This is a genomic window from Aquimarina algiphila, from assembly GCF_007489275.1.
GTDB classification, from domain to species: domain Bacteria; phylum Bacteroidota; class Bacteroidia; order Flavobacteriales; family Flavobacteriaceae; genus Aquimarina; species Aquimarina algiphila.
Map to the genome: position 1 here is coordinate 17,600 of NZ_VLNR01000048.1, position 22,193 is coordinate 39,792.

The 22,193-nt window shown below is 33.4% G+C and carries 14 protein-coding genes; 10 read left to right on the forward strand and 4 right to left on the reverse strand.

Annotated features, from left to right (window positions below; all coding sequences use genetic code 11):
• Window positions 1–129: 129 nt before the first annotated feature.
• The 7 genes from FOF46_RS20240 (at window position 130) to FOF46_RS20270 (ending at window position 14,182) form a co-directional block, all read left to right on the forward strand.
• Complete coding sequence (locus tag FOF46_RS20240) at window positions 130–1,902, forward strand: AMP-dependent synthetase/ligase (protein ID WP_143917694.1); 1,773 nt, start codon at window positions 130–132, stop codon at window positions 1,900–1,902.
• Between the two features lie 193 nt (window positions 1,903–2,095).
• Window positions 2,096–2,551 carry a MarR family winged helix-turn-helix transcriptional regulator gene (locus FOF46_RS20245; RefSeq protein WP_109436918.1) on the forward strand — a complete coding sequence of 152 codons (456 nt, stop codon included), beginning with the start codon at window positions 2,096–2,098 and terminating at the stop codon, window positions 2,549–2,551.
• A gap of 17 nt (window positions 2,552–2,568) precedes the next feature.
• Complete coding sequence (locus FOF46_RS20250; RefSeq protein ID WP_143917695.1) at window positions 2,569–4,974, forward strand: 3-hydroxyacyl-CoA dehydrogenase/enoyl-CoA hydratase family protein; 2,406 nt, start codon at window positions 2,569–2,571, stop codon at window positions 4,972–4,974.
• A 12-nt stretch (window positions 4,975–4,986) separates the two neighbouring features.
• Entirely contained in the window at window positions 4,987–6,177 is a 1,191-nt protein-coding gene (locus tag FOF46_RS20255) for an acetyl-CoA C-acyltransferase (RefSeq protein ID WP_143917696.1), read from the forward strand.
• A 30-nt stretch (window positions 6,178–6,207) separates the two neighbouring features.
• Window positions 6,208–8,019 carry an acyl-CoA dehydrogenase family protein gene (locus tag FOF46_RS20260; RefSeq protein ID WP_109436921.1) on the forward strand — a complete coding sequence of 604 codons (1,812 nt, stop codon included), beginning with the start codon at window positions 6,208–6,210 and terminating at the stop codon, window positions 8,017–8,019.
• Window positions 8,020–8,321: 302 nt separating this feature from the next.
• A complete protein-coding gene (locus tag FOF46_RS20265) occupies window positions 8,322–9,854 on the forward strand; it encodes an RICIN domain-containing protein (protein WP_143917697.1) in 1,533 nt (510 codons plus the stop codon).
• Between the two features lie 404 nt (window positions 9,855–10,258).
• Complete coding sequence (locus tag FOF46_RS20270) at window positions 10,259–14,182, forward strand: T9SS type A sorting domain-containing protein (RefSeq protein WP_143917698.1); 3,924 nt, start codon at window positions 10,259–10,261, stop codon at window positions 14,180–14,182.
• Window positions 14,183–14,255: 73 nt separating this feature from the next.
• On the opposite strand, the gene FOF46_RS20275 is transcribed toward FOF46_RS20270, so the two are convergent.
• The 3 genes from FOF46_RS20275 to FOF46_RS20285 all read right to left on the reverse strand — a co-directional run bounded on the left by FOF46_RS20275 (window position 14,256) and on the right by FOF46_RS20285 (window position 16,391).
• On the reverse strand, window positions 14,256–15,053 hold the full coding sequence (locus FOF46_RS20275) for a DUF8213 domain-containing protein (protein ID WP_143917699.1): 798 nt from the start codon (window positions 15,051–15,053) through the stop codon (window positions 14,256–14,258).
• 127 nt (window positions 15,054–15,180) lie between these two features.
• Window positions 15,181–15,873: an ArsR/SmtB family transcription factor gene (locus FOF46_RS20280; protein WP_109436925.1), complete on the reverse strand. Its 693-nt coding sequence runs from the start codon at window positions 15,871–15,873 to the stop codon at window positions 15,181–15,183.
• 47 nt (window positions 15,874–15,920) lie between these two features.
• Window positions 15,921–16,391, reverse strand: a complete 471-nt coding sequence (locus tag FOF46_RS20285; RefSeq protein WP_143917700.1) for a DinB family protein — start codon at window positions 16,389–16,391, stop codon at window positions 15,921–15,923.
• Between the two features lie 620 nt (window positions 16,392–17,011).
• On the opposite strand from FOF46_RS20285, the gene FOF46_RS20290 reads away from it, so the two are divergent.
• The 3 genes from FOF46_RS20290 (at window position 17,012) to FOF46_RS20300 (ending at window position 21,593) form a co-directional block, all read left to right on the forward strand.
• Window positions 17,012–19,306 carry a starch-binding protein gene (locus FOF46_RS20290; RefSeq protein WP_143917701.1) on the forward strand — a complete coding sequence of 765 codons (2,295 nt, stop codon included), beginning with the start codon at window positions 17,012–17,014 and terminating at the stop codon, window positions 19,304–19,306.
• A gap of 138 nt (window positions 19,307–19,444) precedes the next feature.
• The gene (locus FOF46_RS20295; protein ID WP_109436928.1) at window positions 19,445–20,239 is read left to right on the forward strand and encodes a sugar-binding protein; all 795 of its coding nucleotides are present in this window, start codon (window positions 19,445–19,447) and stop codon (window positions 20,237–20,239) included.
• Between the two features lie 199 nt (window positions 20,240–20,438).
• Entirely contained in the window at window positions 20,439–21,593 is a 1,155-nt protein-coding gene (locus FOF46_RS20300) for an MFS transporter (protein WP_109436929.1), read from the forward strand.
• 23 nt (window positions 21,594–21,616) lie between these two features.
• Here the strand turns inward: FOF46_RS20300 and FOF46_RS20305 are convergent, their stop codons facing one another.
• Window positions 21,617–22,153: an RNA polymerase sigma factor gene (locus FOF46_RS20305; RefSeq protein WP_333968549.1), complete on the reverse strand. Its 537-nt coding sequence runs from the start codon at window positions 22,151–22,153 to the stop codon at window positions 21,617–21,619.
• Window positions 22,154–22,193: the final 40 nt, after the last annotated feature.

Genomic DNA, 22,193 nt, shown 5'->3' on the forward strand with positions numbered 1-22,193 from the left:
TTTTTGAAGTTTACAAATGTTAGTTATCTAAACGGATTTACCTATAAATTTAGTAACTTATCATTTTAAAAAATAAATATAAAAAGATGAGGACTTCAAAGGTTATTAAGAAATATTATAAAACAACGTATGACAACAATTACTAGACTATTTGATTTCCCACATTACCAATTAAAAAAATTTAATTTAGATAAGGCTTTAGTAACCAAATATGATGGAGAATGGATTTCTATTTCCACCAAAGAATATGTAGAAAAAGCTAACCAGATTAGTCGAGGCCTCTTACGATTAGGTGTTAAACCTAATGATAAAGTGGCAATCATTTCTTCTAACAACAGAACAGAGTGGAATATCACTGATATAGGTGTCCTTCAAATAGGCGCTCAGGATGTGCCTATTTATCCCACTATTTCTCAAGAAGATTATGAATATGTTTTAAATCATTCTGAGGCAACATACTGTTTTGTATCAGATGAAGAAGTATTCCAAAAAGTTAAAAATATTCATACTAATGTTCCATCATTAAAAGAGGTATATTCTTTTAATGACATAGCTGGTTGTAAAAGCTGGAATGAAGTTTTAGAGTTGGGTAAAGATGATAGCAATCAAGAAGAAGTAGAAAAAATAATGGCTTCTATATCAGAAAATGATCTTGCTACATTAATATATACATCAGGAACAACAGGAAGACCCAAAGGCGTAATGTTAAGTCATAAAAACATAGTAAGTAATGCATTAAATTCAGGAACTCGTTTTCCTATACCAGCTGGAGAAGCAAAAGCTTTAAGCTTTTTACCTGTTTGTCATATTTATGAAAGAATGCTGATGTATTTATATCAGTACCTTGGAGTAACCATCTATTTTGCAGAATCTCTCGAAACAATTAGTGATAACCTTAAAGAAGTTAAACCTGATGTAATGACAGCAGTTCCTAGACTGCTCGAAAAAGTATATGACAAGATTATTGCAAAAGGAGCTGATTTAACTGGTATTAAAAAGAAATTATTTTTCTGGGCTGTTGAGTTAGGTTTAAAATATGAGCCTTATGGAGCTAATGGTTGGCTTTATGAAAAGAAATTAGGAATTGCTAAAAAGTTAATATTTAGCAAATGGCAAGAAGCTCTTGGAGGTAATTTAAAAGTAATTGCCTCTGGTAGTGCTGCGTTACAACCAAGACTGGCAAGAGTATTTAACGCTGCTGGGCTTACAGTAATGGAAGGATATGGTCTTACAGAAACTTCCCCTGTAGTATCTGTAAATGATCTCAGAGAAGGTGGTTTTAAAATCGGAACGGTCGGAAGGATGATCCCTGATACCGAAGTTAAGATTGCAGAAGATGGTGAGATCTTAATTAAAGGTCCTCAAGTCATGCAAGGATATTATAAAGACGAGGAAAAAACAAATGAAGTATTAAAAGATGGATATTTCCACACTGGTGATATTGGAGAAGTTGACAGTGATGGCTTTTTAAAAATTACCGATCGTAAAAAAGAAATGTTCAAAACTTCTGGAGGAAAATATGTTGCCCCTCAATTAATCGAAAATGCAATGAAACAATCTCGTTTTATTGAACAGATTATGGTTATTGGTGAAGGAGAAAAAATGCCTGGCGCTTTTATACAACCTAATTTCGAATTTTTAAAAGACTGGGCAGAACGCAAAGGCTTACAAATAGGCACTACTGTTCAAGAAATGATCAGCAACCAAAAAGTAATTGATCGTTATCAAGAAGAAGTAGATGAGCATAATGAAAGATTTGGAAAATGGGAACGAGTAAAAAAATTCGAACTTACTCCTGAAGAATGGAGTATTGATGCAGGTCACCTTACTCCTACTATGAAATTAAGAAGAAAAATAATTAAAGAAAAATATCAAGATTTATATTCTAAAATTTATGGCTAATTCAATTGACTGATTACAAAAAAATTGTATAATAGTTTAACTGTTAATCAGTAGACTCCTCATTTTATGGGGAGTTTTTTTATTAATTCAATAGAAAAACGTAAATTACTTCATCTTTTCTTAAATTTTTACCATATTTATTATGCACGCATAATAAATTTTCTTACCTTTACATTCACAATAATTTTTTTAAATGAGAGAAAAGACAATTGATTATGCACTTAGAGCCACCTGGATGGCAGTTGCTAAGATGTATAATGAAGAGGCTGGTAAAAAAGGTAGTACAATGGCTACCGGATTTGCTTTGCTAAGCATAGATCCAGAAAGTGGTACTCCTTCTACCTCATTAGGCCCCAAAATGGGAATGGAAGCCACAAGTCTATCACGTACATTAAAAACCATGGAAGAAAAAGGGTTGATTTTTAGAAAGAAGAATCCCCAGGACGGCCGAGGTGTATTGATATACTTAACTCCATTTGGTGTAGAAATGAGAAATTTTTCTAAAGAAGTAGTTTTTGCCTTTGATAGTACTGTTAGAAAACATGTACCTCAGGAAAAACTAGATATCTTCTTAGAAGTATTTCAAATTATAAATGACCTCATATCATCTAAAAAAATTTACTCAAAACAAGAATCTATAACACCTTAACAACTCGAAGTTAAAAAATGAAAAGAATCATTAAAAAAGTTGCAGTTGTCGGCTCAGGAATTATGGGATCCGGTATTGCATGCCATTTCGCTAATATTGGTGTCGAAGTGCTATTATTAGACATTGTTCCTAGAGAACTAAACGAAAAGGAAAAAGCAAAAGGTCTTACCCTTGAAAACAAAGTGGTGCGTAATCGATTAGTAAATGATTCGCTTACTGCTGCTCTTAAATCCAAACCTTCTCCCATCTATCATCAAAAATTTGCAAGTCGTATCACTACAGGAAATCTTGAAGATGATATCGCAAAAGTTGCTGATGTAGACTGGATCATAGAAGTTGTTGTTGAAAGATTAGATATCAAAAAATCAGTTTTTGAAAATCTAGAAAAATACAGAACACCAGGAACACTAATTACATCTAATACTTCTGGTATTCCTATCAAATTTATGAACGAAGGAAGAAGTGAAGATTTCCAAAAACATTTTTGTGGAACACACTTCTTTAACCCTGCTCGTTACTTAAAATTATTCGAAATTATTCCTGGTCCAAACACTTCTTCAGAAGTTTTGGATTTTCTTAATGGATACGGAGAACAATATTTAGGAAAAACTTCTGTAGTTGCAAAGGATACACCTGCATTTATAGGAAATAGAATAGGAATCTTTAGTATCATGAGTTTGTTCCATATGGTAAAAGAAATGGGACTAACAATAGAAGAGGTTGATAAACTTTCTGGCCCCGTAATTGGCCGCCCAAAATCTGCTACATTTCGTACCGTAGATGTCGTTGGTTTAGATACTTTAGTTCATGTAGCTAATGGTATTGCCGATAACTGTTCTGATGATGAGCGTTTAGAACTTTTTAAACTTCCAGATTTCATCGATACTATGATGGAAAACAAATGGTTAGGAAGTAAAACAGGACAAGGATTCTATAAGAAACATGTAGCTGCTGATGGTAAAAAAGAGATCCTTTCTTTAGATTTAAATACTTTAGAATACAGAACAAAGAAAAGAGCTTCTTTTGCTACTTTAGAGATGACAAAAACTATAGATAAAGTAGTTGATCGTTTCAAAGTTTTAGTTGCTGGTAAAGATAAAGCTGGTGAATTTTACCGTAAAACCTTATCTGCCCTATTTGCATATGTCTCAAACAGAATTCCAGAAATAACTGATGAGCTATATAAGATTGATGATGCTATGAAAGCTGGTTTTGGTTGGGAACATGGTCCTTTCCAAATCTGGGATGCTATTGGAGTAGAAAAAGGAATCGAAATTATGAAAGCCGAAGGCTTAGAACCAGCCGCATGGGTTAATGATATGATTGCTTCGGGAAATACTTCTTTTTACACAGTAAAAGAAGGAGCAACTCATTCATATGATATTCCGAAAAAAGAACAAACAAAAGTTCCGGGACAAGATGCCTTTATTATTCTTGATAATATTCGTAAATCCAATGAGGTTTTCAAGAATAGCGGTGTTGTAGTAGAAGATATTGGAGATGGGATTCTTAATTTAGAATTTCAAAGTAAAATGAATACTATTGGTGGTGATGTCCTTGCCGGATTAAACAAAGCTATCGATATTGCTGAAAAAGATTTCCAGGGATTAGTAGTAGGTAATCAAGCTGCGAACTTCTCTGTTGGAGCAAATATCGGAATGATTTTTATGATGGCTGTAGAGCAGGAATATGATGAGTTAAATATGGCCATCAAATACTTCCAGGATTCTATGATGCGTATGCGTTACTCTGCTATTCCTACAATTGCTGCACCACATGGTATGGCTTTAGGTGGTGGTTGTGAAATTTCACTTCATGCCGATAAAGTAGTTGCTGCGGCAGAAACATATATGGGATTAGTAGAATTTGGTGTTGGTGTAATCCCTGGTGGAGGTGGATCCAAAGAAATGGCATTAAGAGCTGCTGATACCTTCAAAAAAGATGATATCGAACTTAATGTATTGCAAGAACATTTTTTAACTATAGGTATGGCCAAAGTATCAACATCGGCATATGAAGCATTTGATACCAACTTACTGCAAAAAGGAAAAGATATTGTTGTTGTAAATAAAGATCGTCAGATTGCAACTGCAAAAGCTCATGCAAAACTAATTGCAGAACAAGGATATACGCAACCTGTACGTCGTAAAGACATTAAAGTTTTAGGAAAGCAGGCACTTGGAATGTTCTTAGTAGGTACTGATTCTATGGAAGCCAGTAAATATATTTCTGAGCATGATCACAAAATAGCAAATAAACTAGGATATGTAATGGCCGGTGGAGATTTATCAGAACCAACATTGGTTACAGAACAATACTTATTGGATCTAGAACGTGAAGCTTTCTTATCACTTTGTACAGAACGTAAAACTCTTGAGCGTATCGAGCATATGCTTAAGAAAGGAAAACCTCTAAGAAACTAGAAAAAGAAAAAAATGAAAACAGCATATATAGTAAAAGCATATAGAACAGCCGTTGGGAAAGCGCCTCGCGGAGTGTTTAGATTTAAAAGAACCGATGAATTGGCAGCCGAGACCATCGAGCACATGATGAAGGAGCTTCCTAATCTCGACAAATCTCGTATTGACGATGTGATTGTTGGTAATGCGATGCCAGAAGGATCTCAAGGACTTAATATGGCTCGTTTAATCTCACTTATGGGATTAAACTCTGTTGATGTTCCAGGAGTAACAGTAAATAGATTTTGTTCTTCAGGAATAGAAACTATCGGTATCGCAACTGCAAAAATACAGGCCGGAATGGCAGATTGTATTATTGCAGGAGGTGCAGAAAGTATGAGTTCTGTGCCTATGACAGGATATAAAACAGAACTCAATTATGATTTAGCAAAATCCGGACATGAAGATTACTATTGGGGAATGGGAAATACTGCAGAAGCAGTTGCTCATCAATTCAAAGTATCTCGTGAAGATCAGGATGAATTTGCATACAATTCTCATATGAAGGCCTTAAAAGCCCAAGCAGAAGGCCGTTTTCAGGATCAAATCGTTCCTATAAATGTAGAACAGGTTTATGTTGATGAAAATGGAAAGAAAGCTACAAAATCATATACAGTAAATAAAGATGAAGGTCCTCGTGCCGGAACCAGTAAAGAAGTGCTTGGTAAACTTAGACCTGTATTCGAAGCAGGTGGAAGTGTTACCGCAGGAAACTCCTCTCAAATGAGTGATGGTGCAGCTTTTGTTTTGGTGATGAGCGAAGAAATGGTAAAAGAGTTAAACCTTGAACCTATTGCAAGACTTGTTAATTATGCTGCCGCAGGTGTCGAACCTAGAATTATGGGTATTGGACCAGTAAAAGCTATTCCAAAAGCATTAAAACAGGCTGGATTAAAACAAGATGATGTAGAACTAATCGAACTTAACGAAGCTTTTGCATCTCAATCTCTTGCAGTGATGAGAGAATTAGGTCTTAATCAAGATATAGTAAATGTTAATGGAGGCGCAATTGCATTAGGACATCCACTTGGATGTACTGGAGCAAAACTTTCTGTTCAGTTATTTGATGAGATGCGTAAGCGCGATATGAAAGGTAAATATGGTATGGTTACTATGTGTGTAGGTACCGGACAAGGTGCTGCTGGTATTTTTGAATTTTTAAACTAAAAACGAGCTAAGAAAAAACAATATAAAACAATGAGTGCAGAAACTGTAAATAAAGATATTCTTAGAGGAGGGCAATTCCTTGTCAAAGAAACTAAATGTGAAGATGTATTTACTCCAGAAGATTTTTCTGAGGAGCAAAGAATGATGCGTGATAGCGCAAAAGAATTTGTTGACCGTGAGCTATGGGCACACTGGGAACGATTCGAATCTAAAGATTATGCGTATACAGAAGCTTGTATGAAGAAAGCTGGAGAACTTGGCCTTCTTGGTGTTGCGGTTCCCGAAGCTTACGATGGACTAGGAATGGGATTTGTCTCTACAATGCTAGTATGTGATTATATTTCTGGAGCTACCGGTTCATTTAGTACCGCTTTTGGAGCTCACACTGGTATTGGTACTATGCCAATCTCATTGTATGGTAATGAGGAACAAAAGAAAAAATATGTTTCTAAACTAGCTACAGGTGAATGGATGGGAGCATATTGTTTAACAGAACCTGGTGCAGGATCAGATGCAAATTCTGGAAAAACCAAAGCTGTCTTGTCTGATGATGGAAAACATTATTTGATCTCTGGTCAGAAAATGTGGATCTCTAATGCAGGATTCTGTAATGTAATGATCGTTTTTGCTCGTATTGAAGATGATAAAAATATTACAGGGTTTATCGTAGAGAATGATCCATCTAATGGAATCTCTATGGCCGATGAAGAGAAAAAATTAGGAATTCATTCTTCTTCTACCCGTCAAGTATTTTTTAGCAATACAAAAGTACCGGTAGAAAATATGTTATCAGAAAGAGGTAATGGATTTAAGATTGCAATGAACGCGCTAAATGTTGGTCGTATCAAATTAGCAGCTGCTTGTCTTGATGCACAACGTAGAGTAATCGGAGAAGCAACCAAATATGCTAATGAGCGTATTCAGTTTAAAACTCCAATTATGAATTTTGGAGCAATTAAATCTAAAATTGCAGAGATGGCTACTAACACTTACGCAGATGAATCTGCAAGTTATAGAGCTGCAAAAAATATTGAAGATAGAATTGCTATCCGTCAAGCGGAAGGAAATTCTCATCAGGAAGCAGAACTTAAAGGTGTTGAGGAATATGCTATTGAATGTTCTATTCTTAAAGTTGCTGTATCTGAAGATGTACAAAGTTGTACTGATGAAGGTGTACAAATTTTTGGTGGAATGGGGTTCTCTGCAGATACTCCAATGGAATCTGCTTGGAGAGATGCTCGTATTTCTAGAATCTACGAAGGAACAAATGAGATCAATAGAATGCTAGCTGTAGGAATGTTAGTTAAGAAAGCAATGAAAGGACATGTTGATCTTCTTGGACCTGCAATGAAAGTTGCTGATGAACTTACTGGTATTCCGTCTTTTGATACTCCAGATTACTCTGTATTATTTTCAGAAGAAAAAGAAATTCTTGCAAAACTTAAGAAAGTATTCTTAATGGTTGCTGGTTCTGCAGTACAAAAATTCGGACCTCAATTAGAAGAACATCAACAATTATTAATGGCTGCTTCGGATATATTAATTGAGATTTATATGGCTGAATCTGCGATCCTACGTACAGAGAAAAATGCAAAACGTTTTGGAGAAGAAGCTCAGGAAACTCAGATAGCTATGTCTCAATTGTATTTATACAATGCTGTAGACATTGCAATCAAAAAAGGAAAAGAAGCTATTGTTTCATTTGCAGAAGGAGATGAGCAGCGAATGATGCTCATGGGACTTAAGCGTTTCACTAAGTATGCTAATCAACCAAATGTGGTTGCTTTAAGAACAAAAATCGCTGATAAAATTGCTCAAGAAAATGGATATTTTCTTGGGTAACCCTATAGAACTGCCCGCTCTAAGGCATTAAACTGGAGAGTTGTTTAATTTTGATTTAAAAACCGTCTTTTTATTGGGTAAAAAGACGGTTTCTTTTTATCCAATTATAATTTGATACAATTTCAAATTAAGAAAAAACTATCTTTTAGATATAGTCTTTTTTCTCTACACTCGATAATATTCTATTATCTACTAGACTATATATAGACAATTAGAAATACAACCACAAAGAGGGTCTTTATATAAAATTTTAATATATAAATTTATAATATCACAAAAATTTATTCTTAAAACCAATAATCATGAAAAACAATCTTATCGCAAGTATTAGCTTGCTATTGGCATGCTTTTTTGGATATGCGCAACCAACCGCTCCTTCAGGAAAAAAATGGCAAAAAGTAGACAACCTCTCTGATGAATTCAACGGTAATTTTGATAACAATAAATGGCAAAAAGTGCTGTGGGATTATACCAACACTCCGACTAAGATGATCGAAGAAAATTCTGGAGTATCTCAAGGAAATTTATGGATTAAAGCTACATTGGGTCCTGAACCTTTATGGTTTCAAAGTTCTAGAATCTATTCTAAAGCTCAAATCAAATTCCCAATGTACACTGAAAGCAGGATGATAACTGCTCACCTATCGGCTTATAATACTTTTTGGCTAAATAATGGAGATATCAATAATAGAGATGAAATTGATATTGTTGAAAACAATTCAAGGCCTAGTTGCGGATGTCAGCCAAATTTTCCGTGGCAAATGAATTCTCAATATTTTCAGGTAATTAATGGAAATACAGAAAGAAATAAAGGAAATTTTGACAATAGAAATTTATCTCCTAATAATCCTAAAAAAGGAGTACGATGGAACGAAGAGTATCACATAGTAGGTATGTGGTGGAAAGACGCTAATAATGTACAATTTTATCTTGATGGAGAACCTGCCGGAAGTGTAAAAACCAATAGACCGTTAACTAGAAATCTAAATCTTATTTGGGATTTGTGGACTGATGACGAAAATTTTCTTGGTGGCGTAGCGGTTAAAAGTCATTTAAATGACAATACCATTAACACCATGAAAGTCGATTGGGTACACACATATAAACTGGTAAATGATAATGATGGTGGCAATACCGATAATTCCTATGTCATTAAGTCGGTAAAATCTAATAAATGGATTTCACCTATCAATGGAACCTCTAATAACGGTGCAAAAGTTGTAAATCATCAAAACGGAACTGGAAACGCAAGAGAATGGACATTTGTAGATAAAGGTGATGGATACTCTGAAATCAAAAATATCAGGTCTGGTAGATGTTTAGCTGTTGCTGGAGGTAATCCTGCAAACGGGACTAAAATTATACAATGGGACTGTAAAGGGTACCAAGATCAGCAATGGAAAAGGGTTGATCGTGGAAATGGGCTATTTGCTTTTCAAAATAGAAAAACCGGTAAATGTATAGATTTACCAGCAGGAAATATTGCCCATAATGTACAGTTCCAACAATGGGATTGTGGTGCATCTAACCAAAATCAACGTTTTTGGATTTTAAGTCCTGGTAAATTATCTTCTCATGATATAGGGTTTGAATCAAACGAATCAGCCTCTTTAGGCTCATTTACTTTTCCTAACCCAACTAAAGGAACCTTAACCATTCCTAAACTACCCAAAGGCATTCATAGTTTGAAAGTAATCGACATGTATGGTAAAGTTTTACTAGAACACAAAGTTAAATCTGGTGGAGATGATGTTATACTAAATGTTGATAGTTTAAACCCTGGAATGTATACCTTATTAATTGATGACGAATCTATAAAATTTTTAAAAGAATAAAACTAAATAATACAAAACCGAAGAATAATTCAACTTAACTTAGAAACCGTCTTTTTGTAAAGTAAAAAGACGGTTTCTTTTTTTATCAAAATGTGGTTTATATAAAAACCACTAAAATGCTATACATTATATTCATTCATTAGCTTTTAAAAATCAAATTTATATTAAACGAATTCTAATACAAACAAAACGAATACTAAAAGAGTCATTATTCTTATAAATGTACTAATTACATTTATACAATTAAAAATAAAATCGTAGAACTTATTTATATACCATTATCTAATGGTTTTTTTTAAAACTTAGAATAACAAAAGCATGTTCTATTCGTTTGAAATAACAGTAGTCGACAAATCATTCTTTTCCCGATCACAAAACAAATCTTAACTTAACTCAACTATAACATGAAAACTCTTAAACCAATTTTCTGTGCTCTACTCTTTTTTTTAGCACTACTAAAAAGTTATTCCCAAGAACACCCTTTCCTTATTGTTAAGGAGAACCAATATCCAGAAATACGAAAAAAAGCCGAATCGGGTCTTCTTGGTTCTATTAGAAGTATTGCATTTCAAAGATGGAATGGACCAGAAGGCAATACAACTTTAAACTATAACATTAGTGCATATATATTAGAAGCGAACCCTTCTGCTAGAAAAAAATACAAAGATAAAATATATAGTATTTTAAAAAACAGAACGTTTGTAAAGCCCAATGGTCATGGAGCTTTAGTTAATGCTACTTTTACTCAGTTTTATTCCATTCTTGCATTGGACATTATTTACAATGACCTTACTACAAGTCAAAGAAATATTGCTGAAAAAAACATTAGAGATTATATAAACTATTTCAGAGCTGATGATAAAGGAGGAAGAAAATTAGCGCGATATGGTATAAACTTATTATTTGCGATATACGAAAATGATCAGCCTGAAATCAAAAAGTGGAAAAAATTGTATGATGACTATCTCTTCGACAAATCCATTTTAAATGATGGTTCCTGGGGGCAATCTACAGGGTATATATTTGCTAGACTTCACGGTACTCGTATGTCAAAAACACACATAATAGACGTGATGGAATTTACGGGAATTGGCAACTACTACAACAACCCATTAATGCAAAAGGCTTTTGAATGGTCTCCTACATTTGCACTTACTCCTTTTGGAACATTCACTAAGTTTGGAGATACAGGTCTTAATGAAAGAAGATTTGGTCACCAATCTAATGTTCATTATGCAGAAAAATACGGCCCTAAAGTCGCCAGCTTTTTCGAATGGCATAAAGGAAACGATGGTCCACTTACTTTCAACTCAACTAACTTTATGTTATTGTTTATGAGAAGTAATAATAGACCCAAACCTGTTATGCCAATCTCTTTACTCAAAGAGCAATCTGGAGTAGCACTTTGGGATAAAACAGACTCTAAAGAAGCATTACAAGGTATTCTTTATTGCCTTAAAAGAGATGACCCCACAATAGATAACATAACCCATGACTTAGAAGAATCAAATTCATTTAGTATCGTGGGATATGGACAACACTTAGTAATGAATTCTGGTGTAAGATATAACAATGCGAATGGATGCGGAGGAGGATATCCTGGACAAGCTCCTGATAGTGGAGGTTGGAACCGAGCTACGCTTCATAACACAGTGCTAATTGGCAATAAAAAACAACATGACCAAAGAGACGGAAATGGTTTAGTAGATGGACTTGTAGGAGGAAATATTGAATTTGGAACTACTGATGCCGGTCCAGCTATTAAGAATGGAACTCACAAAAGGACTATGCATTTAATACAACCAATCTCTGGTAAATCTAACGGATACTTTGTAATTCACGATGAAGTAAAGTCTAATGATTCTAAGGATCCTGTGAATATAAATTTTCAAGTAAACACCAAACGTAATGATACAAAAACTATTACCAAAAATGAAGAGTACTCAGCACCTGCTAATGCTTCTATTGTATTTAAAACCAAGGCAGATGGTGAAAGTGCTAATTTATTTTTTGCATCACAACCTTCGATATCTATAGTAAAATCCTATAAAGGAGAGTTCTCGAAAGGGAAATGTAATGAAATAAAAGTACCTGTAACAGATAATATTAGAGCGACTTATCAGGCTGCTTCTGATGGTTATGTACGAGCTACCACGGTGATTTTCCCAGAAGATAAAACACATAAGAAACCTCCAATTTCTAAAATTTCAAATGCAAATTATAGTGGAGCAATTATTTCACATAGTACTAGTTTCAAAGACTATTACATTGGTGCAAATCAAAATAAATCTAATACCTACGGTATGATTTCTTTTAAAGCCAATACCACTTTTTTCAGAAAAGAATCCGGTAAGACTACTAAATTTTCTTCTACTAACGGAACTAGTTTTAGAGATACTGAAGGTGTAGATTATGGGTATCAAGCTTCTCAACAGGTAAGTATCGTATTAGAAAATAATTCTGGTAGTATCAATTCAAATTCAAATTCAAATGTTACTTTCTTCAGACAAGGTATCACTGGAGTAAAATTAAATGGAACCAACACTACTGTTATTTCTTCTGCTTTAAATTCTGTCACAGTAACCATACCAGCCGGAAGGCATACAATAGAATTAATCATTAATGGAACTCCTCCTGTGGTAGTAACAAGACCCCCAGCTAATTTATCTAACGGAAACTATTTTATTGAAACTCCAACCGGAGGTGCTAGAATTAAGAATACTAATGGCGCAAATATTTCTGTTACCACAGGTTCTGGAAATGACGTTAAATGGACTTTTACTAAAATTGATGGTAGCATTAATGATTATACATTAAAAAATGTACAAACAGGAAGATATTTAGAAGTACCATATGGTGCTTGCAATGCAGGAGACAATACTCAAAACCCTAATGTTAATTTAGGTACCTATACGCAAGTTGTGGCAAATCACTTAAGGTGGAATATTACTAAAGTAGGAAATGACTATTTCTTACAGCCATTACATTGCGAAAAAGTAGTGGATAGAAATAATGGAAAAAAGATGCACCTATGGCCTTATCAGGAAGGTAATAAAAATCAAAACTGGAAAATAGTTAGTGTTAACAAGCCACCAACACTATCTTTCTTAAGACCTACTGCAACTAATTTTACTGCAGGAGATAATCTTACTGTTGAAGCTAAGGCAGATGATGCAGATGGATCAATAAAGAAAGTAGACTTATATTTTGATGACAAATTTGTAAAAAAGAGCCCACAAGCCAATACTCATATTTGGTGGAGTAAATATGATCCATTAATGACCAATTTACAAGAAGGAAACCATATTTTAAAACTGGTAGCTACCGATAACTTAGGAGCTACCTCTGAAGCCACTATGACAATATCTGTTGGTTCAACCACAAGTTGTACCTGGAACATACAAGCTGGTAAAGCCAATGATATTGGAGCCAATAAATCACATGTATATGTTATTGGAATTAATGGCCATTTATACAAATCCAATGGAAATGGTGGATGGACCAATACCGATAATACTAAAAAGCTAAAACGTATTGATGTTGCTCCTAGTGGTGATGTATGGGCGATTGGAGAAGATAATAAACTATGGCAATATAAATATCCAAATGGTCCCTGGTTAGATAAAAATGGTACTGGTATTGATATTGGTGTAGCCAATAACGTTTTTTACATTCTTGGTCTGGACAATAGAATAAGAAAGTACGAAGGTGGCGGAAAATATACTACACTTCCTAGCGGAACCGGACAAAGAATTGATGTAGATGGTAACGGTACTCCCTGGATAGTTGGAATGAATAATGGACTCTATCAATGGAATGGAAGTGGCTGGAATAGAAAAGGATCACTTACAATCTTAGATATTGGCATAGACCCTAATGGAGATCAGGTGATCGTAACTAGTATGGATAAGAAAATATATCTATACACTGGTAATGGAGCATTTAAACAATTACCAGGCGGAGCTAGCCAGGTTACTGTAGATTCTGATAAAATTCCTTGGATAATAACAGATGATAATCATATCTATAAGAGAAGCTGTAGTATTAATGAAAGTATTCTTCTTGAAGGTGACAAAAATATTGGTAGTAACCATAAAATCACTATTTATCCCAATCCGGCCAAAGGCGATAACTTTACGATCAATCTTGGAGAATTTATTACTTCCAACATAAGAATATATGATGCACAAGGAAGAGAGGTCTATCAAACACAGACAGATAACAAAAGCATTCAAATAGATAGAAAAACACTAATAAACACAGGTTTGTATTTTATTAAAATTAAACAAAACAAATCTACTTTTGTAAAAAAGATATTGCTTAAATAAGCTTTTGATTATAGTAATCATTATCCCCTTCTGCCTTATTACAAAGGGGATAATGATTTAAACTAAAAGGCGCCTATCCTCTGCAACCTCTTATCACTCCAAATAAATAATCATCTGCAGCTTCAAAATATTCATCACCACATTCTCTATCAAAAGGATTTGTACTTCCTCCATTTACACGTCCGCAACGATCATGATCCAAACAATCTTTAGTCCATGCACTTGCTATTGTAAAAGTTCCCGGACATCCAGAACCGCATCTACCAATACAACGATCTCCATTAACCAATATATTTTCATTTACATCACCACGATCATCATCATAATTTGCAGTAACAACAGTATTTTTTCTAATACAAGTAACTCCCTCATTTCTACTCTTTAAATCTGTCATAACATTTTTTGGAGATTTTACTTTTACTTTTGAGTATTTATAATTACTAGGAGATTTAGCCCAATATTCTAATAATCTTAATAATGTATACTCTGCCATTGTAAAATTATCAGCAGATTTATCCTTAAATAAAAAGAGAGAAATCTCTTCTCCCAGCATTAATAGAATTTCTTTTTGTTTATGAGTTAATACAACATCGTTTCCATCAAAATCTATAGTTTCATCACCATAAGCCACAGAAGCAGACAAGGTATTTTTATCGATAGTCACTTCTACATTAAAAGTAAGCTCTTCTTTAGACTCTACTTTATAGGAAATGATATGACCATCGATATCTTTTTTTCCTGTAAACACGTTTTCATCTTGAATTTCTAATCCAATAGATTCTGGGGTTTGATTGTCATCTGACTTATCGCAACTGGTAAAAAACAGAGATAATGAAACAAATAACAAGACAAGTTTTAATTCATTTTTCATGATATATATTATTTAAGTTAGTTTCACTAAAATAATTTATGCGTGAATGAAGATCAAAACCTAAAGGTTATCAAATTATTATCCATTTGAAGGATGGACAACTGTTCAGAAAAAATTAAAAAAACACTTATAATTCTATATTCAATCTTGCTTTCAACTCTATTTCACCTTTTGCAGTAACAACAACCTCTCTTGAATCTTTCTTTCTTCTAATCCAATCATTATGTAACATGGTTGTTAGCAGAGAAGATCCCAGAGCACCTGCGAGATGATGTCTTCGTTCACTCCAATCCAAACATGGGTGAGCAAAAGAGCGTTTTTGTAGTTGTAATGAATCGACATCAATACTCAAATCTTGAAACCATTTTTTTCCTATTCTGGTTACCCTATATATTTTTGCTTCAATCTCTAAGATTCCATTTTTCAGTAATGCATCTGTGACCTTAACACCTATTTCACCTGCCAAATGATCATAACAAGTTCTGGCATATGTAATGTCATTATGTTTTGGTTTTTTAGTTCTCTCGTATTTATCTTCCAAAGGCACTAAACCTGCCATAGACTCAATTACTTGGGCTACTTCTGCGTTAGCATACCTATAGTATCTATGTCGTCCCTGTTTTTCAACCTGAAGTAAATTAGCCTCTATGAGTTTTTTTAAATGATTACTAGCAGATTGTGCAGAAATATCTGCGCAAATAGATAATTCCATTGCCGTATAAGCTCTTCCATCTAATAGACACCAAAGCATAACAGAACGAGATTTATCTCCTAACAAAGAAGCAATCTGAGTAAATTTGTATTCAAACTTTTCTATCATTACAAATACACTATTACAATACTATTTATAAAAAACATTTGATAATTTCAATCCCAAATCTTAGGTCGCTCAATTCTCAAGGTTCTTAAATAATCTAACATTTGCCCCATATGCACCGCTTCATGAAATACGATTCGATTTAAATAATCTCCAAGTTTTTTACTTTGTCCAACCTCTGTTCTTTCTATTCTTATATTTTCAAGATCTAATTCGGTAAGGTTTCCTATCATATCAAGGAAACTGCTACGATATTGTTCGGCTATCTTAAGTTCATATTGTAAATCTATGTATTTTAATTCTCTCCAAGGGGATTCATAATCTCCTAAATTACCTCTATTCTTGATAATGGTATGAAATAAGTGTTCACATTCTAATACATGCCTTATCATTTCAATAATAGTAAAAGCTTCTTTATCTGGTTTCCAATTAAAATATTTTTCTGGAATCCCATTCCAAAGTTTAAGACTCCTTCTTCTTGTTTCAGAAAGATTTAGTAAAATAAGTGCTATCGAGTTCATAAAATTAATATTTGTAGCATACAAAAGTAGACACTTCATCTTTTTTTGTTTCCTTCTGAAATGAAGTATCAAATCTTTATTTCACCATAACTTTCATAGGTTATTTTACAATTCTCACCATATAATTCTCAAAATATCATCAATTTATCAACACGAAAACGTTGTAGTAGATTTATCAATCTAAGAAATTGAATATTTCACAATAACTTAGTGAAAGTTTAACACAAGAAACACTTTTATTAATAAAAAACTACTAATTATGAAATCACCCTCTCCTCCAACGAAAAATCAGAATTTTTTTTGCGTTTTATCTAACATATAAAACCAACAAATAATACACCATTCTGATTCTTATCTTCTTTATGATAATGTATTTTTTTATACCGGTATAGTTTTTATTATTCATAGATAACATCAAAAGTTTTCTTTTCGAAATAAAACCCAATATACGCATGATTAGTTATTACCCTAACTATATCATTTTCTTAACTATAGATAAATATATACATAATTATTTCTGAAGATGATTAGATATTTTACTTGAAATACGTGCTGTATTTCGGGATAACACAAATTTTTTTAAACGCTAATTATTCTTAATTGAATTAAAAAATTGCAAAATGAAAATTAAAAATGTAAATCTTTTTCTATTAACTCTAGTTTTTTGTTTACCATTTCTAGGTATCCAAGCGCAAGATGAAGACGTATTATTTCAAGCATTTGACTGGAATGTACAGAACCAACCAGCAGGGCAAACCTGGTATGATGTTGTATCACAAAATAGAAATACTATCAACGATGCAGGCATTGACCTCATATGGATGCCACCTCCAAGTAACTCTGCAGCTCCTCAAGGATATTTACCCCGAGAATTAAACAACCTCAATAGCGCATATGGAACAGAGACACAATTAAAAAATCTAATTAATCAATATCATTCTTTAGATATTAAAGTAATAAGTGATATTGTAATCAATCATAGAGTTGGTACCAATGATGCGGTAACATTTACAAATCCAGCATGGCCAACATTTTATATCACTGCTGATGACGAAGGAAGAAATTTTGTTAATGGCCCTGTAGAGTTTAGTATCAATGGTGATTTCGTACCTGGATTTAGTCTTAAATCTGATGGTTCTAATGGTGCTTTTGCTGCAGCAAGAGATCTTGATCATAAAAATCCTGCAGTAAGAGCAGAAATCATTAAATGGATGAGATTCCTAAAAAATGATATCGGTTTTGATGGTTGGAGGTATGATTTTGTTCATGGATATGATCCTATTTATAACAAAGAATATAATGACGCTACAAATCCATATTTTGCAGTTGGAGAATTATTAGAAAGTAGTAGAGTACAGACAAATAATTTTGTGAATAGAACACAGCAATCCTCATCTGCCTTTGATTTTAATACCAAAGTAAGTTTACAAAATGCTATTAGAGATAATAACCTTTCTTATTTAAGGGATGGACAAGGAAAACCATCAGGAATGATTGGCATAAATCCATCAAAATCTGTAACATTTCTAGACAACCATGATACAGGGTTTGCTCAGCAGTGCTGTGGCTCTAATTATGTTTTTCCCGGAGGAGAAACTAATCTTAGAAAAGGATATGCATATATTTTAACCCATCCAGGTAATCCAATGGTATTCTGGACTCATTTTATAGATGGTGGTTCGGGAGTAAGAAATGCCATCAAAAACTTAATCTCTGCAAGAAAAAGTGTTCGAGTACATTCGGGATCTACTATAAATATAGCAGAGGCACGTGGTAATCTATATGCTGCATATATTGATGGAAAATCAGGAACACTAGCAATGAAACTAGGAAATGGAAACTGGTCTCCAAACGGCAGTGGTTGGACTCTTAAAACATCAGGTACAGATTATGCAGTGTGGACTAAAGGTGGCGATACCGGAGGTGGAGATACAGTCGCACCTTATACTGTTAATTTCTTTAAACCTAATGGTTGGAATAATACAGTAAATGCATATTTCTTTGATGCAGGAAATAACACTACTTTACCTGGAACCAGTGGATGGCCTGGACAACAAATGACCAATATATCAGGAACAAGCTGGTATTCATTTACAGTAACTCCTCCTTCTGGCGTTTCTGCTGCAAATCTAAGAGTGATCTTTAATGATGGAAATAACCAAACCGATGACTTATCAAGAAGTACCAATGGATGGTATAGAGGTAATACATGGTCTAACAATTGTCCAAGCAATTGTTCTAGTAGTGGTTCTGGTGGAGGTTCATCATCCTCTGTAACACTTAACTTCCTAAAACCTGGTGATGGATGGGGAAATACTGCTAGAATTTATCTCTACAATAAGTCTAACAATCAAACTTTAACAGGTACACCAGGATGGCCCGGCCGATCAATGAGTAATATCAGTGGTACCTCATGGTCTAGTAATACATTTACTATTCCTAGCGGTGTTTCAACCAATGATATTGGAGTAGTATTTAATAATGGTAGTGGCCAACAAACAGTTGATTTAACAAGAGGAATAAATGGATGGTTTAGAGTTACCGGGAGTACAAACGGGAAAAGAAATGGAAACTGGTCTGCAAATTGTACAACCGACTGCCCCACAAGCAATGCAGCACAACTTCTAACAACAAACAAAATAGATTCTCTAGAAAATTTTAATAAAGCAACTATTTCTCCTAATCCTATTACAGATCAAACCAAATTATATGTAACAACCGAAAACCAAGGATTGCTACAAGTTACAGTTTCGAATATATTAGGACAAACAAAAACACTATATCATCAAGAAACCCAAGCAGGTAATCAAATTATTGATATTAAAAACGGTGTAACCGACCAACAAGGAATATATTTTTATACCATTTCTCTTGATAAAAATACAATTGGTCAAGTAAAAGCTATTAAACAATAATAAGCTAAAAAATTATATATTTTATTATAGCATTTATGCTATAAACAGACAAGCGGTTGTTACTTTTAATGAAGTAGCAACCGCTTTTTAAATTATGTTTATTACTTTTAGCTTTTATTACCACACTAAATTCTTACCATGAAAAAAATATTTTTTCTTTACCTTATCTTATCATTAGTAGCTTGTAGAAAAGAAACTACAGATAAAACCAATAATCAACTTGCTGTAACCGATCAAGAAGATACATTAAAAACGACAACTAAAAAAAATCATCAGATCAGAGAAGTAAAAAAAGCTACAATCGTTCCTAAATTAGATGGAAATATGGACGATCCCGTTTGGAAAGAAGTCATTTGGTATGGATTGGATCAAAAATGGTTAGGCGAAGACTATACTGTTGATGATTTTTTTGGACGCTATAAAATGGTCTGGACACCAGAAGCACTATATATTTTGGTCGAAATCAAAGACAATAAATTATACGATCAAAATAAAGATCCATTAACATTATGGTGGGATGATGATTGTGTAGAAATATTTATTGATGCTGACAATTCTGGAGGTAATCACCAATTTTCAAATAATGCTTTTGCATATCATGTTGCTCTCGATGGTAATGTAGTTGACTTAGGAAAAGATAAGAAACCGCTACTCTATAACAATCATGTAACTACCAAAAGAGTTACCAAAGGTGATGTTTCAGTTTGGGAATTTGAAATGATTGTCTATGATGATACTTATGAGGAAGGGAAAGTCAATGACCCTGTAATTTTAAAGAAAGATCAACAATTGGGATTTGCTATAGCCTATAATGATAATGATGGTAGTAAGGAACGAGAAAATTTTATTGGTTCGGTTTTTATCCCAGGTGAGGAAAAAAACTTAGGTTGGATTAATGCTGATGTATTTGGCACTATTCTGTTGGTGGAATAATTGTATAGGAATAGAAACCTCTTTTTAAGTCACATCAGCATGTACTTTAATGAAAGTACATTTGTAATGTAAAACATATATTTTTACCCCAATTAATTAGTATTATTGGCCAAAATCTATTGATTTCTCTACTTATGAAAAGTAGAAATCTTTTATAAAAGCCTTTATTTCAATTTTATGTATTAAAACCTATGTTTTTTTGAAACCAAAATTTTACATACTCCCGGTTATTATAATTTCTCAATTTTTTTGTACCTCCTTATGGTTTGCCGGGAATGCTGTTATTGATGACCTTGCTACACAATTTAATGCAGAGTTTAATATTTTAGGATATCTTCTGTCTTTTGTACAATTTGGTTTTATAATAGGCACTCTTACTTTTGCATTACTAACACTTGCAGATCGTTTTTCTCCATCTCGAATATTTATGATCTGTGCTTTTTTGGGAGGTTTGTCAAATCTATCATTATTGATACCTAATATTACAGTATTTAATTTATTGACTGCCAGATTTGGAACAGGTTTTTTTCTCGCAGGGATATATCCTATAGGTATGAAAATAGCCTCTGATTATTATAAGGATGGTTTGGGAAGAGCATTAGGATATATCGTTGGGGCATTAGTTCTAGGAACTGCATTTCCTCATTTAATCAATGAATTTTCTTGGAGCAGTGATTATAAGGCAGTTATTATAAGTACATCAATATTGGCTTTTACGGGAGGACTTTCAATGTGGTTTTTGGTTCCCGATGGACCCTATAGAAAATTAGTTTCTAAACTTCAACTGGGTATAGTGACTCAACTTTTTGGAATTCCCAGTTTTAGAAAAGCTGCTTTTGGGTATTTTGGTCATATGTGGGAACTATATGCTTTTTGGGGGTTTATACCTATCATTCTTAAAACCTATAGTGATCTTCAATCAATCCAACTTCAAGTATCCTTTTGGTCATTTATAATTATAGGAATTGGAGCTATTTCTTGTATTCTTGGAGGACTTGTTTCTTTAAAAACCGGAAGCAGAAAAGTTGCTTATAATTCGCTATTGATATCAGGAGTATTTTGTATTGCCTCTCCCCTGCTTTTTAAATTACCTCCAGAGTTATTCTTAACTGCATTAAGCATTTGGAGTATGTTGGTCATTTCTGATTCTCCTCAGTTTTCTACAATGGTAGCAGCAGCAGCACCACCAGAACTAAAAGGCACAGGACTTACTATTACCAATTGTATTGGATTTGCAATTACTATATTAAGCATTCAACTATTATCCTTCTTAACTGGAAAAATAGACAATACCATGCTTTATCTATTTTTAAGCATAGGTCCAATTTTTGGGTTATATGCATTAAGAAAATAAGTTTAAAATTTTATAGCAAAATATTATAAAGCGTCTAACGCCTCTTTAATTCTAGACATCGCCTTTGACATTTGAGCTTCTACTGTTTTAACAGAAATGCCTAGTTGCTCTGCTACTTCTTTATATTTAAAACCTTGTACTTTATTCAATACAAAGATTTCTTTGCATTTGGGTGGAAGTTTTTCTATTTCAATATTAACACAACGTATTCTATTATTAATAAAATCATTATCTTCTTCTATAAAAAAATCCAGAGCTTCTTTTTGTACTCGCTCTATATAATTCAGTTCTTTTTTATTTTTCTTATAGCTATCAATCAATTCATAGTAACAAGATTTATACAAATAACTTTTAATAGAAGTATTAATATTTAGTTTTTCTTTATTCTTCCATATCTTAAGCATTACGTTCTGTACAATATCTTCAGCTTGCTGTTTATCTCTTGATAAACTAAAAACATAGGCACACAGCTCGTTATAGTACATTTCATATAAACGCCTATATACAAATTCGTTCCCTTTCCTAAGTTCTTCTATTTGAGTTTTGTTCTCTATAGCAATCCTTTTTTAACCCATTTTTAACCCCAATTCCGAAACAATT